The organism is Castellaniella hirudinis (genome assembly GCF_042651965.1).
Lineage (GTDB): Bacteria > Pseudomonadota > Gammaproteobacteria > Burkholderiales > Burkholderiaceae_B > Castellaniella > Castellaniella hirudinis.
In genome coordinates this window covers 25,183-38,453 of sequence record NZ_JBHSDY010000010.1, presented here as the reverse complement: position 1 = coordinate 38,453, position 13,271 = coordinate 25,183, and the positions used below count along the sequence as shown (strand labels likewise).

Here is a 13,271-nt window from a genome sequence, read left to right as displayed (position 1 = left end):
TTATTGCCGGGGATAGGACCCCAGCACCTTGAAGAAGGCGACCTGCTGGCGCAGTTCGGCCAGCGCCTGGGCCACGGGCTCGTCGTCCCGATGGCCCAGCAGATCGACGTAGAAATAGTATTCCCACTGGCCCGTGCGGGCGGGCCGCGACTCGAAGCGCGTCATGGACACGCCGTGCCGGGACAGCGGCGCCAGCATGTCGTAGACGGCGCCCGCGCGGTTGGGCACGGCCAGCACCAGGCTGGTCTTGTCGCGGCCGGTGGGACCGGAATCACGCGGGCCGACAGCCACGAAGCGGGTCTGGTTCTGGGGATCGTCCTGAATCCCGCTGGCCACGGCGCTCAGCCCCCAGGCCGCAGCGGCCGCGTCCCCGGCGATCGCCGCACAGGCGGGGTCTTCGGAAGCCATGCGCGCCGCCTGGGCGTTGCTGGCCACGGGCAGGCGTTCCAGCCCCGGATGGTTGCGGCTGAGCCAGGCCTGGCACTGGGCCAGGGCCTGGGGGTGCCCCAGCACCCGGGTGACGCCTTCCAGCCCGCCGGTCAGGGTGAGCAGGTTGTGATGGATGCGGATGGTGCGTTCGCCCAGCACTTTCAGCGAGGCATTCAGCAGCAGGTCCAGGCTGCGGTTGACGGCGCCTTCGGTGGAGTTTTCCACCGGCACCATGCCGACGTCGGCCTGCCCGGCCTCGACGGCGCGGAAGACCTCGTCAAAGGACTCGCAGCGCAGGCCGGTGATGGCATGGCCGAAATGCTCGTAGGACGCCTGCTCCGAGAACGAGCCCTGCGGCCCCAGGAAGGCGACGGTCAGCACGCTTTCCAGGCCGCGACAGGTGGAGATGATCTGGCGCCAGACGGCGGCAACGGCTTCTTCGGGGACCGGCCCGGCGTTTTCCGCCTGCAAACGGCGGATGATCAAGGCCTCGCGCTCGGGCTTGAGGATCGGCCCGGTCGCGTCGAACGCCTTTTTGACCTCGCCGACCTCCAGGGCCGCGCTGGCGCGTTGATTGAGCAGGTCCAGGATCTGCGTGTCCAGCGCGTCGATGCGCTCGCGCAGCGGCTCCAGCCGGGACAGCAGGGTGTCATCCGCCATGGCGGGCCTCGAAATCCTTCAGGAAACCGATCAGCGCCTGCACCCCTTCCAGGGGCATGGCGTTATACAGGGATGCCCGCATGCCGCCCACGGCCTTGTGGCCCTTCAGGGCCAGCAGCCCGGCGGCTTCGGATTCGGCCAGGAACATCGCGTTCAGCGATTCATCCCGCAGGAAGAACGGGACGTTCATGCGCGAACGACAGGCCGGCGCGATGCGGTTTTCGTACAGATCGGAGCCGTCCAGGTAGTCGTACAGCGCGCGCGACTTGACGTCGCTGGCGGCGTCCATCGCCGCCACCCCGCCCTGGCGCAGCAGCCACTTGAAGACCAGACCCGCCACATAGATGGCGTAGGTCGGCGGCGTATTGAACATGGACTGGGCGCCGGCCACGTTGGCGTAGTCGAACACCGAGGGGCAATGCGGCAGCGCGTGACCCAGCAGGTCTTTGCGCACGAAGGTCAGCGTCACCCCGGCCGGGCCGGCGTTCTTCTGCGCCCCGCCGTAGACCATGCCCAGCCGCGAGAAATCGATGGGCCGGGTCAGGATATTGGACGACATGTCAGCCACCAGCGGCACGTCAGGCGCCCCCAGCGCCGCCATATCGGGCATGACGGCCTGCTCGACCCCGCCGATGGTTTCGTTGGCGCACAGATGCAGGTAGGCCGCATCGCGGCGGACCCGCCATTCGGCCTGATCCGGCAGCCAGCACCAGGCGCCGAACGTGCGGCCGTCGATGACGGTTCCGGCTTCGGCCGTGGCGGCGACGGCGATGTCGCCGTAGCGCGCGGCTTCTTTGAAGGACTTGCCCGCCCAGTGGCCGCTGAGCACATAGTCCGCCCGGCCCAGACCGGCGCGGCCGATCAGGTTCAGCGGCACGATGGCGTTCTGCGCCGAAGCGCCGCCCTGCATGAACAGCACCTCGAAGTCATCCGGCACGGCCAGCAGGGTGCGCAGGTCGGCCTCGGCCTCGTCGCGGATGCGGCTGTAATGCTTGCCGCGATGGCTCATTTCCATGACCGAGGTGCCGCTGCCGTTCCAGTCGCACATCTCGGCGGCGGCCTGTTGCAGGACTTCGAGCGGCAGGGTCGAAGGCCCTGCGGCAAAATTCCAGGGGCGGCTCATGCCTGATCCTCGTCAGTGTTCGATGCGTCCGGCGCGTCGGCGGCGGGGCCGTCGGCAGCCGGCGCGGCGCCGCCTTCCGGCGATTCCGGACCGGCGTCGACTTCGGCTTCATCCTCGTCGGCGTCGCTTTCGGCCACGCGGCGCACGCCGGACAGCAGGCTGCCCTCGTCCACGTTGATCAGCGTGACCCCCTGGGTGGCGCGGCCCATCTCGCGGATCTCGGAGACCCGCGTGCGCACCAGCACCCCGCCGTTGGTGATCAGCATGATTTCGTCCTCGGGGCGCACCAGCACGGCGCTGACGACCTTGCCGTTGCGCGCCGAGGTCTGGATGGCGATCATGCCCTTGGTGCCGCGTCCGTGGCGCGTGTACTCGACGATGGAGGTGCGCTTGCCGTAGCCGTTTTCGGTGGCCGTCAGCACGCTCTGGGTTTCGTCTTCGGCCACCAGCAGGGCGATCACGGTCTGGCCGTCTTCCAGCGACATGCCGCGCACGCCGCGCGCCGTGCGGCCCATCGGGCGCACGTCGTTCTCGTCAAAGCGCACGGCCTTGCCGGCGTCGGAGAACAGCATCACGTCGTGCTGGCCGTCGGTCAGTTCGGCGCCGATCAGGAAGTCGCCGTCATCCAGGCCGACGGCAATGATGCCGGCCTTGCGGGGATTGGAGAAGTCCGACAGCGGGGTCTTCTTGACCGTCCCGCGCGAGGTGGCCATGAAGACGTAGTGATCTTCGCTGAAAGCCTTGACCGACAGCACCACAGTGATGGTCTCGCCGTCGACCAGCGGGAACATATTGACGATGGGACGGCCGCGCGAGTTGCGCGAACCCTGGGGCACTTCCCAGACCTTGAGCCAGTAGACTCGGCCCCGGTCGGAGAAGCACAGCAGGTAGTCGTGCGTATTGGCGATGAAGAGCTGGTCGATCCAGTCGTCTTCCTTCATTGCCGTCGCCTGCTTGCCGCGCCCGCCGCGCTTCTGCGAGCGGTATTCGGACAAGGGCTGGCTCTTGATGTAGCCGCTGCGCGACAGCGTCACCACCATGTCCATGGGGGTGATCAGGTCTTCGGTTTCCAGTTCCGTGGCGTTGTATTCGATGTCCGAACGGCGCCGGTCGTTGTTGGCATTGGAGAATTCGGCGCGGACCGCCTGCAATTCGTCGCCGATGATCGCGGTGACCCGTTCCGGACGTGCCAGGATGTCCAGCAGGTCGGCGATGGTGTCCATGATCTCGCGGTATTCGCCGACGATCTTGTCCTGCTCCAGGCCGGTCAGGCGCTGCAGGCGCATGTTCAGGATTTCCTGGGCCTGGACTTCGGACAGGCGGTACTGGCCGTCGGCCTGCACGCCGAAATGCGCGTCCAGGCCTTCCGGACGGTAGGCGGCGCGACCGCCCGAGGCGATGTTGGAGTCGGCGCGGTCCAGCATTTCACGCACCAGGGACGAATCCCAGCTGCGGTCCATCAAAGCCTGGCGAGCCACCGGCGGGGTGGGCGCGGCCTTGATGATGGCGATGAAGTCATCGATATTGGCCAGGGCCACCGCCAGGCCTTCCAGCACGTGGCCGCGTTCGCGAGCCTTGCGCAATTGGAAGATCGTCCGGCGGGTGACGACCTCGCGGCGGTGCTGCAGGAAGTACTGCACCATCTGCTTCAGGTTCAGCAGGCGCGGCTGGCCGTCGACCAGCGCCACCATGTTCATGCCGAAGGTTTCCTGCAGCTGCGTATTCTTATAGAGGTTGTTCAGAACGACCTCGGGGACCTCGCCGCGCTTGAGTTCGATGACCAGGCGCATGCCGTCCTTGTCCGACTCGTCGCGGATGTCGGAAATGCCCTCGATCTTCTTTTCGTTGACCAGTTCGGCGATGCGTTCCTGCAGGGACTTCTTGTTGACCTGATAAGGAATGGCATCGACGACGATGGCCTGGCGATTGCCGCGTTCCATGTCCTCGAAGTGGACCTTGGCGCGCATGATCACCCGTCCACGCCCGGTGCGATAGCCTTCGCGCACGCCGGCCATGCCGTAGATGATGCCGCCCGTGGGGAAATCCGGCGCGGGGATGCGCTCGATCAGCTCGTCGATGGTGCAGTCGGGATTGCGCAGGCAGTACAGGCAGCCCTCGACGACCTCGGACAGGTTGTGCGGCGGAATGTTGGTCGCCATGCCCACCGCGATCCCGGCGCTGCCGTTGACCAGCAGGTTGGGCAGGCGCGAGGGCAACAGCAGGGGTTCCTGTTCGCTGCCGTCGTAGTTGGGGCCGAAGTCCACGGTTTCCTGGTCGATGTCGGCCAGCAGTTCATGGGCGATCTTCGACAGGCGGACTTCGGTGTACCGCATGGCCGCCGCGTTGTCGCCGTCGATCGAGCCGAAGTTGCCCTGGCCGTCCACCAGCATATAGCGCAGCGAGAAATCCTGGGCCATGCGCACGATGGTGTCGTACACCGCCGAGTCGCCGTGCGGGTGATATTTACCGATCACGTCCCCGACGATACGCGCGGACTTCTTATAGGCGCGGTTCCAGTCGTTGTTCAGTTCGTGCATGGCGAACAGGACCCGCCGGTGCACGGGCTTGAGCCCGTCGCGCACGTCCGGCAGGGCGCGCCCCACGATCACGCTCATTGCGTAATCCAGGTAGCTGCGCCGCATTTCGTCTTCGAGCGAAATGGGCAGCGTCTCTTTGGCGAAAGAATCCATGGCGTATCCGAAAAACCTACAGGCTTGAATGACTGGACCGGCTCCCCGGCCAATCAGGGATTCTATCATTCGCTCCAGGGCTCCGGCCGGACGGCCCATAGGATGATGCCGGCGCCCGCAAACCGCGTTCGACCCATTGGATGTTGCGAAAAGCCTACACCCAGCCACATCCATTCACGTAAATAGCCCCCAGAGGGCGCACGAAAGGATTTGTGCTTAACCCGGCGGGGGAAATGCCTTAAGATTTCGCCTAACACGCATGAAACCCAGCGCAACTCAGAGCACACCAACTCTACATTGCTATACTGGTAGCGTTCTTTCGAAAATTGCGGCGGGGGTTCGCTGCGGTCACTTTCAAGCATCATGCTCAAACGAGGAGAAACATGAACAAACCCTCCAAAATCGCCATTGGACTTGCCATCGCTGCCATGTCCGTCGTCGGCACTGCTTCGGCCTCCGACAACTGGACCGGCGTGGACGGTACCGTCTGGAAGAACGTCAGCGGCGAATGCTGGCGTGATGCGTTCTGGACGCCGGCCACCGCTGCTGAAGCCTGCGGCAAGCCCGTCGCCGAAGCGCCTGTCGTCGCCCCGACCGCCAGCAAGGTCGTCCTGAACGCCGACACCTTCTTCGACTTTGACAAGGCCACCCTGAAGCCCGAAGGCAAGCAGGTTCTGGATCAAGTCGCCCAGCAAGCGGGTTCGGTCAACCTGGAAACGGTCATCGCCACCGGCCACACCGACTCCATCGGCACCGAAGCCTACAACCAGAAGCTGTCCGAGCGCCGCGCCAACACGGTCAAGCAATACCTGATCAGCAAGGGCGTGCCTGCCGACCGTATCTACGCCGAAGGCAAGGGCGAACTGCAACCCGTCGCGTCCAACAAGACCCGCGAAGGCCGTGCGCAGAACCGTCGCGTGGAAATCGAAATCGTCGGTACCCGCAAGTAATTCTGCAGACCGCACGACGCTGCCGCGCCTCGCGCGCGGCAGCTACAATAGGGCTCCGTTTCGACGGAGCCCTATTCATTTCTGCAGTCCTCTGGAGCCGTCCCCCATGCACGCAGCCAACGCCAACCCGGCGGAACTCGACAAATTCAGCGCCTTCGCCTCCGGTTGGTGGGACCCCCAGGGCGACCTGAAAACCCTGCACGACATCAACCCCCTGCGCCTGGACTGGATACGCACCCAGGCCGGCCCGCTGGACGGCCTGCGCACGCTGGACGTCGGCTGCGGCGGCGGTCTGCTGGCCGAGGCCATGGCGGCCGAAGGCGCCCAGGTCACGGGCATCGACCTGGCCAAGCAGGCCCTGCAGATCGCACGCCTGCACGGCCACGAATCAGGGGTTCAGGTCCAGTACGAATGCGTCAGCGCCGAAGACTACGCGCAGCAACAGGCCGGCCAATTCGATCTCGTCACCTGCATGGAACTGCTGGAACACGTGCCTGACCCGGCTTCGGTCGTAGCCGCCTGCGCCCGCCTGGTCCGCCCGGGCGGCCTGGTGTGCTTTTCCACCCTGAACCGCAATCCGAAATCCTTCCTGCTGGCCATCGTGGCGGCGGAATACGTGATGCGCATGGTGCCCCGGGGCACGCACAGCTACGAACAATTCATCACCCCCAGCGAACTGGCCGCCGCCGCGCGCGGCGCGGGGCTGGAAGTCACCCGCCTGACCGGCATGGGCTACCAGCCGCTGACCCAGCGCTACAGCCTGACGCAGGACACCGGCGTCAACTACCTGATGGCCGCGCGCCGGCCGGCATGACCATGACGCGCCCTCTCGTCCTGTTCGATTTCGACGGCACCCTGGCCGACACCGCGCCGGATCTGGCCGCCGCCGCCAACCGGCAGCGCGGCTACCGGGGCCTGCCTCCCCTGCCCTACGAGGCCTTGCGTCCGTACGCCTCGCACGGCGCGCGCGGCCTGCTCAAGGCCGCGCTGGACCTGGACGCCGGAACCAAGGCCTACGAACCCGTCCGGCAGCAATTCCTGCGCGACTACGCCGAAAACATGCTGGTGCACACCCGCTTGTTTCCCGGCATCCCGGCCCTGCTGGACCGGCTGGGCGACCAGGCCTGCGGCTGGGGCATCGTGACCAACAAGGTCGAAGCCCTGGCCCTGCCCATCGTGCGCCACCTGGGCCTGCAAGACCGCTGTCTGGTGACGGTGGGCGGCGACACCACGCCCCACACCAAGCCGCACCCGGAACCGCTGCTGCATGCCGCCCGGCAGGCCGGCTTCGCGCCCGAAAACTGCATCTACATCGGCGACGACGAACGTGATGTGGCGGCCGGCCGGGCGGCCGGCATGGCCACCGTGGCCGCCGCCTACGGCTACTGCTCGGACGATCCGGCCCAATGGGGCGCCGACGCCATCGCCCACACCCCCGAAGACCTCTGGCCCATCATCGAGCGCTGGGCCGCGGGCACGCTCAACTAAACAAAGGAATTCCATGGCTTCACACACGATCCGCGTCGGTATCGCCGGCTACGGCAACCTGGGACGCGGCGCCCTGGCCGCGCTGGCCCGCTGCCCCGACATGCGCCTGGCCGGGGTCTTCACGCGCCGCGATCCGGCCTCGCTGCGCCTGCCTGATGCGTCAGTGCCGGTGTTTTCCCTGGACGACGCTCAGGCGCACCGCGACGCCATCGATGTCATGATCCTGTGCGGCGGCTCCAAGGACGACCTGCCCGCCCAAGGCCCCGAGCTGGCCCAATGGTTCACGACGGTGGACAGCTACGACACCCACGCCCGCATCCCCCAATATTTCGAAGCCGTGGACGCCGCCGCCCGCGCGCACGACACACTGTCCATCATCGCGGTGGGCTGGGATCCGGGCCTGTTTTCCATCAACCGCCTGATGGGCGAGGCCATCCTGCCGGACGGCGCCACCTACACCTTCTGGGGCAAGGGCCTGAGCCAGGGACACTCGGACGCCATCCGGCGCGTGCCGGGCGTGCGTGCCGGGGTGCAATACACGATCCCGATCCCGGCCGCGGTCGAGCGCGTCCGTTCAGGCGAACAGCCGACGCTCTCGACCCGCGAAAAACACCAGCGCGAATGCCATGTGGTGCTGGAGCCGGGCGCCGACGCCCGCGCGGTCGAACAGGCCATCGTCACCATGCCCGACTATTTCGCGGACTACGACACCACGGTGCACTTCATCGACGAAGCCACCCTGGCCCGCGAACACGCCGGCATGCCGCACGGCGGCTTCGTGATCCGCAGCGGCCAGACGGGCGCCGCCGAGCACCAGACGATGGAGTTTTCCCTGAAACTCGACAGCAACCCGTCGTTCACGTCCAGCGTGCTGGTCGCCTACGCGCGCGCCGCCTGGCGGATGAAATCCGCCGGAGAGACCGGCGCCCGTACTGTGTTCGACGTGGCCCCCGGCCTGCTGTCGCCCCAGTCCCCCGAGGCGCTGCGCAAGGCCCTGCTGTAGGCCGCCCCGGGCATTCGCCCGGGACGTCTCAGATCATCGGCAGAAAGGACGGCTGCGGCCCCTGCGGAAAAGCCGCATCCAGCCGCGCGATCTCGGCCGCCGACAACTGCAGTTCGCCCGCGCCGGCATTATCGCCGGCATGCGCCGGACTCGATGCCTTGGGGATGGCGAACAGCCCGTCTTGGCGGGTCAGAAAGGCCAGCGCCACCTGACGGGCCGTGGCGTCGTGCGCCCGGGCGACCTCGGCCAGCACGAGGCCGCCCGGGGTGTCCTCGTCCGGGAACGCGTCGTGCCCGAACGGGCTGTAGGCCACCACGGCCACGTCGTGCTCACGGCACCAGGGGATGACGGCATGCTCGATGGCCCGCTCCTCCAGGTGATACAGCACCTGATTGCAGGCCAGCTTGCCGGGGCCCAGGACGTCCCAGGCTTCTTCCAGGTCATCCACGTCGAAATTGCTGACCCCGTAGGCGCGGATTTTGCCGGCGGCCTGCAGATCCTCGAAAGCGCGGAAGGTTTCTTCCAGAGGCACCGAGCCGCGCCAGTGCAAGAGATACACGTCCAGGCGGTCAGTGCCCAGGGCCTTCAGGGAACGTTCGCAGGCCTGGACCGCCGCCCGCCGCCCGGCGTTCGAGGGCAGGACCTTGGATACCAGAAACACCTCGTCGCGCCGGCCCCGGATGGCTTCACCCACCAGCGACTCGGCCGCACCCGAACCGTACATTTCGGCCGTATCGATGTGCGTCATGCCCAGATCCAGGCCGTGCTGCAAGGCAGCGACCGCCCCAGCCCGGCTGACCGCCTGATCGATGGTCCAACTGCCCTGCCCCAGGACCGAAACCTGCCGGCCCGTGGCGCCGAATGCGCGCGTTTTCATGGCGTCTCCTGCTTGTATGATGCATGCTGCAATCCAATCATTGTACGTATGCGGCCGCCGCCGGGGCCTCCAAGGCCTGCGCACCGGGCCCGGACACCGCGCCTGCCTGCGCCCACGCTTGCCTGCGCCCGCTGCGCACACTACCATCCCAAAAACACCAACAACATCATTCAGGGATCAACTATGAAGACGCCTTCCTTCGACCGCAGAGATTTCCTGAAACTGGCCGGCGCCGCCGCGCTGCCCGGCCTGCCAGGCTGGGCGCATGCGGCCGACGCGGCCGCTCAAGCCGAAGGCAAGGCCACGTTCTTCGCCAACATCACCTCGGTACAGCCCATCATGGACGCCTTCCACAAGGCGACCGGCATCCAGGGCGAATACTCGCGGATTTCCAGCTCCAAGTTCATCCCCACCCTGCTGACCGAAGCCGCCGCCGGCAAGCTGACGGCGGACGTGGTGCAGGCTCCCCTGCCGATGCTGGAAATCCTGAAGGAACAAGGGATCCTCGCGCCCTACCGGTCCCCGGCGGCCCAGGGCTACCCGGACTGGGCCGCCAAAGACGATCACATCACCCTGTTCGGGGTGGAATACGTGTCCTATCTGTACAACACCCAGTACGTCCAGGCTGCCGACGCGCCCAGGACCTACCAGGATCTGGCCGACCCGAAATGGCGCGGCCAGATCGTCATGGCCAACCCGGCCAACCACGCCTCGACCATTTCCTGGCTGCTCGGCCTGAAGGAACAGGTCTTTGCCTCCGAAGACGAGTGGCTGCAGTTCATCAAGGCGCTGGCAGCCAACAAGCCCATGTTCGTGGCTTCGTTCGGCCCGACGCCCGCGCCCATCGAAAGCGGCGAGAAACGCATCGCCATTTCCATGCCCAAGTACATCGTCACCAAGGCTCCCGCGCCGCTGGCCTGGGGGCCCTTGTCCGGCCCGCTGCTGGGTTCGGCCCGCGCCATCGCCGTCACGGCCAAGGCGCCGCGTCCGGCGGCCGCACGCGCCTTCATCGACTACTGGCTGGGCCGGGAAGCCATGTCGCTGCTGGCCAAGGACGTCGGCGAATACGTGCTGGCCCCGGGCGTGCATCCCCCGATCCCCGGCATCGATCAGGTCCAGGTCAAACCCGTGCGCGATCTGTCCGACGCCGAACTGCAGCGCTGGGGACGCGAATTCGGCACCCTGTTCGGCGCCCGCTGATTCCAGGCCGTTCATGGAAATCCGCATCGAAGGTCTGTGCAAGACCTACCAGTCCGAGGGCCGCACCGTGGCGGCCCTGGATCATGTCGACCTGACCATCCCGGCCAACGAAATCTTTACCCTGCTGGGCCCCAGCGGCTGCGGCAAGACGACGCTGCTGCGCTGCATTGTCGGCCTGGAAACGCCGGACGCCGGCGAGATCCGCATCGGCGACGACATCGTCTGGTCGGCCGAACGCCGCATCGCCGTGCCCACCGAAAAACGCGGCCTGGGCATGGTGTTCCAGACCTATGCCATCTGGCCGCACATGTCGGTCTTCGACAATATCGCCTATCCGCTGCAGGTGCGCGGCACGCCCCGGGCGCAGATCCGCGAAAAAGTCGCCCGGGCGCTGGAATTCGTCCAGTTGCGCGGCGTCGAGCGCCAGCCCGCCACCCGCCTGTCCGGCGGCCAGCAGCAGCGCGTGGCCCTGGCCCGCGCCCTGGTGGCCGAGCCGCGCGTGATCCTGTTCGATGAGCCCCTGTCCAACCTGGACGCCAAGCTGCGCGAGGAAACCCGCAAGCTGCTGCGCCAGTTCCTGGGCGAACTGGGCATCACCGCGATCTACGTCACCCACGACCGGGTCGAAGCCCTGGCCTTGTCGCACACCATCGCCGTGATGCAATCCGGGCGCGTGATCGAAACCGGCACTCCGCAGCACATGTATTTCGATGCGCAACACCGCTACGTGGCGGACTTCATCGGCCGCGCCAACCAGTTCCCGGCCATCGTCCGCCAGCGGGAAAACGACTACACCCTGGCGCGCTGCGGCCTGGGCACGATCCACTGCCAGGCGCGCGACCTGCCGGAAGGCGCCGAGGCCACGCTGTGCATCCGCCCCGAATTCATCCGCATCACGCGCCATGAGGTCGGGCCGGGCTTCAACGTCATCGAGGGCACGATCGAATCCATGGATTTCGTCGGCGAAGTCTACGAAGCCGAAATCCGCGTCAACGACGAACGGCTGCTGGCGCGCATCGACCCGGACGTCAAGGCGACGCCCGGCGAGCGCGTCGAGATCCGCCTGGATCCGGCCCACTGCCTGCTGCTGAGCGCCTGAGACCGCGCCCTATGTCCGCCCCCTCTCAGTCACGCGCCCTGAGCTGGACCCTGATCGTCCTGGTCGGCTTTCTGACCCTGTGCCCGGTCCTGATGCTGCTGCTGGGCAGCCTGTCCCAGGGCTTGACCGCCTTCGGCCAGTTCACCGTGTCGAAATACGTCCGCGCCTACACCGACCCGTACCTGTGGGACGTAACCTTCAATACGGCGGTGTTCGTGCTGGGCTCGTCGCTGCTGGCGACCCTGCTGGCCCTGTTCCTGGCCTACCTGAACACCCGCACCGACATCCCCGCCAAGCCCCTGTTCACGGTGCTGTCCATCGTCCCGATGATGATCCCGCACCTGCTGTTCTCGGCCAGTTGGGCGCTGCTGCTGAACCCCAGCAACGGCCTGCTCAACCAGGCGCTGCAGGGGCTGTTCGGTCTGGAATCGGCGCCGTTCGACATTTATTCGCTGTGGGGCATGACCCTGGTCGAAGGGCTGCTGAACATGCCCATCGCCTACCTGATCATCGCCCCGGCCATGGCGGCCTTCGATCCCTCGCTGGAAGAGGCCGCGCGCGTCTCGGGCTCCAGCCTGGCGCGTACCCTGCTGCGGATCACCCTGCCGGTGCTGCGGCCCGCCATCCTTGCGGCCCTGGTCCTGGGCATCGTCCGCAGCCTGGCATCCTACGCCGTGCCCCGGGTCCTGGGCACGCCCGGCCGCGTGGACGTGCTGGCCACCTACCTGTACGACATGATCTCCACCGGCTTCGCGCCGGACTACGGCCAGGCCGCCGCCGTCGGCATGAGCGTGCTGTCGGCGTCCATCGCCCTGATCGTGCTCTACCGCGCCCTGACCGCCGAGGGCGGGAAATACGTCACCGTCTCGGCACGCGGTTTCCGGCCCGGCCTGATCGAACTCGGCGCCGCGCGGCGACCGCTGGGCCTGGTCGTCGGCCTGATCTGCCTGCTGATGGTCGTGCTGCCGGTGCTGGTGCTGCTGTACACCTCGCTGGTGCCCTATGTCATGCAGCCCGGCGCGCAGGCTTTCGCCGCCATGGACCTGCGCCACTGGATCGCCGTCTTCCACGAACCCGGCGCGCTGCAGGCGCTGCGCAACAGCCTGTTCCTGGCCGTCGCGGGGGCCACGCTGGGCGTGGCGCTGTCCCTGGGCGTGGCCTATGTCGTGGTCAAGACGCGCGGCCCGCTGGCGACGCTGCTGGAGACGCTCAGCTTTCTGTCGTTCTCTTTTCCCGGCATCGTCATCGGCATCGGCTTCATGTGGTTTTTCGTGCAGACCCCGCTGTATTCCACGCTGACCGCCCTGCTGCTGGCCTATATCGCGGCCTACCTGCCCTACGGGGTGCGGCCCCTGGCCAGCGCCTTCGTGCAGATCCACAGCCACCTGGAGGAATCCTCGCTGGTCTGCGGGGCCGGCCGCCTGACCACGCTGCGGCGCATCGTGATCCCGCTGCTGATCCCGGGGATCGTATCCGCCTGGATCCTGATGGCGACCATGTTTCTGCGCGAACTGACCGTGTCCGTGGTGCTGTCGCGCCCCGGCACGGAGGTCCTGGCGATCCAGATCCTGGGCTACGCCGACGACGGCCTCTGGGGCAAGCTGTCCGCCCTGGGCCTGTTCATGATCGTACTGTCCACGGTGCTGGTGCTGTGCGCCCAGGCGGCGGGCAGCGCGTTCCGGCGGCGGCAGGGCTTGTAAAACAGGCGCGGGCGGCGCGAGGCGCGCAGGCGTTTCGCGCCGCCCGCGCAGC

General features: G+C 67.0%; 11 protein-coding genes. 7 read left to right on the top strand and 4 right to left on the bottom strand.

The window, feature by feature from the left end:
• Genes pheA through gyrA form a run of 3 tightly spaced genes read right to left on the bottom strand, consistent with a single transcriptional unit; the run spans window position 1 to window position 4,902 of the window.
• Complete coding sequence (gene pheA, locus ACFO0J_RS13835) at window positions 1-1,089, bottom strand: prephenate dehydratase (RefSeq protein ID WP_376813680.1); 1,089 nt, start codon at window positions 1,087-1,089, stop codon at window positions 1-3.
• Window positions 1,079-2,212, bottom strand: a complete 1,134-nt coding sequence (serC, locus tag ACFO0J_RS13830; RefSeq protein ID WP_376813679.1) for a 3-phosphoserine/phosphohydroxythreonine transaminase — start codon at window positions 2,210-2,212, stop codon at window positions 1,079-1,081. The genes pheA and serC overlap by 11 nt, the downstream gene beginning before the upstream one ends.
• Window positions 2,209-4,902 (bottom strand): DNA gyrase subunit A, encoded by a 2,694-nt coding sequence (gene gyrA, locus ACFO0J_RS13825; RefSeq protein ID WP_376813678.1) that lies wholly within the window; start codon window positions 4,900-4,902, stop codon window positions 2,209-2,211. The genes serC and gyrA overlap by 4 nt, the downstream gene beginning before the upstream one ends.
• 383 nt (window positions 4,903-5,285) lie before the next feature.
• On the opposite strand from gyrA, the gene ompA reads away from it, so the two are divergent.
• The 4 genes from ompA (at window position 5,286) to ACFO0J_RS13805 (ending at window position 8,343) form a co-directional block, all read left to right on the top strand.
• Window positions 5,286-5,852 carry an outer membrane protein OmpA gene (gene ompA, locus ACFO0J_RS13820; RefSeq protein WP_376813677.1) on the top strand — a complete coding sequence of 189 codons (567 nt, stop codon included), beginning with the start codon at window positions 5,286-5,288 and terminating at the stop codon, window positions 5,850-5,852.
• A 106-nt stretch (window positions 5,853-5,958) separates the two neighbouring features.
• A complete protein-coding gene (ubiG, locus tag ACFO0J_RS13815) occupies window positions 5,959-6,666 on the top strand; it encodes a bifunctional 2-polyprenyl-6-hydroxyphenol methylase/3-demethylubiquinol 3-O-methyltransferase UbiG (RefSeq protein WP_376813676.1) in 708 nt (235 codons plus the stop codon).
• 2 nt (window positions 6,667-6,668) lie between these two features.
• Window positions 6,669-7,340 carry an HAD family hydrolase gene (locus tag ACFO0J_RS13810; RefSeq protein WP_376813675.1) on the top strand — a complete coding sequence of 224 codons (672 nt, stop codon included), beginning with the start codon at window positions 6,669-6,671 and terminating at the stop codon, window positions 7,338-7,340.
• 13 nt (window positions 7,341-7,353) lie between these two features.
• On the top strand, window positions 7,354-8,343 hold the full coding sequence (locus ACFO0J_RS13805; protein ID WP_376813674.1) for a diaminopimelate dehydrogenase: 990 nt from the start codon (window positions 7,354-7,356) through the stop codon (window positions 8,341-8,343).
• A 28-nt stretch (window positions 8,344-8,371) separates the two neighbouring features.
• Here ACFO0J_RS13805 and ACFO0J_RS13800 read toward each other — a convergent pair whose 3' ends face one another.
• On the bottom strand, window positions 8,372-9,220 hold the full coding sequence (locus tag ACFO0J_RS13800) for an aldo/keto reductase (protein ID WP_376813673.1): 849 nt from the start codon (window positions 9,218-9,220) through the stop codon (window positions 8,372-8,374).
• 183 nt (window positions 9,221-9,403) lie between these two features.
• Between ACFO0J_RS13800 and ACFO0J_RS13795 the strand changes: the two genes are divergently transcribed.
• Genes ACFO0J_RS13795 through ACFO0J_RS13785 form a run of 3 tightly spaced genes read left to right on the top strand, consistent with a single transcriptional unit; the run spans window position 9,404 to window position 13,219 of the window.
• On the top strand, window positions 9,404-10,420 hold the full coding sequence (locus ACFO0J_RS13795; RefSeq protein ID WP_376813672.1) for an ABC transporter substrate-binding protein: 1,017 nt from the start codon (window positions 9,404-9,406) through the stop codon (window positions 10,418-10,420).
• 13 nt (window positions 10,421-10,433) lie between these two features.
• Window positions 10,434-11,519, top strand: a complete 1,086-nt coding sequence (locus ACFO0J_RS13790; RefSeq protein WP_376813671.1) for an ABC transporter ATP-binding protein — start codon at window positions 10,434-10,436, stop codon at window positions 11,517-11,519.
• A gap of 11 nt (window positions 11,520-11,530) precedes the next feature.
• A complete protein-coding gene (locus ACFO0J_RS13785) occupies window positions 11,531-13,219 on the top strand; it encodes an ABC transporter permease (RefSeq protein WP_376813670.1) in 1,689 nt (562 codons plus the stop codon).
• Window positions 13,220-13,271: the final 52 nt, after the last annotated feature.